Below are 318 nucleotides of genomic sequence, written 5' to 3' on the forward strand. Positions count from 1 at the left end.
GCGCGACCGAGCTTGAACGCCTCGGCACTTCTCCACTTTTCGACCTGCACGAGACAGGAGTTGGGGCTCATGCTGCTCGTGCCGGCAGTTTGAGACCGGTCGGGGGTCAGCATATTCATGCAACCGCCGATTTCGACGCGCTCGCCTTCGATTTCAATCAGTTTGAATTCGGCGCTCGCCTCGTACGACTTGACTACTCCCGCGTTGACCAGCGGCGAGACGTCGGCCGCGCAGATCACTGCGCCCCGGTCGTTGTAAACCTTGACGAGGTCGCGATGGGCTATGCCTCGAATTGTCGCGTCTGCCCGACTAAGCCTC

At 60.7% G+C, this 318-nt stretch carries 1 protein-coding gene; it reads right to left on the minus strand.

What is annotated here, in order from left to right; translation table 11 throughout:
• A partial coding sequence (locus SB753_RS35945; RefSeq protein WP_410804860.1) for a molybdopterin dinucleotide binding domain-containing protein occupies positions 1–318 on the minus strand: 318 nt, incomplete at both ends.

Source organism: Paraburkholderia sp. SIMBA_053, from assembly GCF_046534895.1.
GTDB classification, from domain to species: Bacteria; Pseudomonadota; Gammaproteobacteria; order Burkholderiales; family Burkholderiaceae; genus Paraburkholderia; species Paraburkholderia caledonica.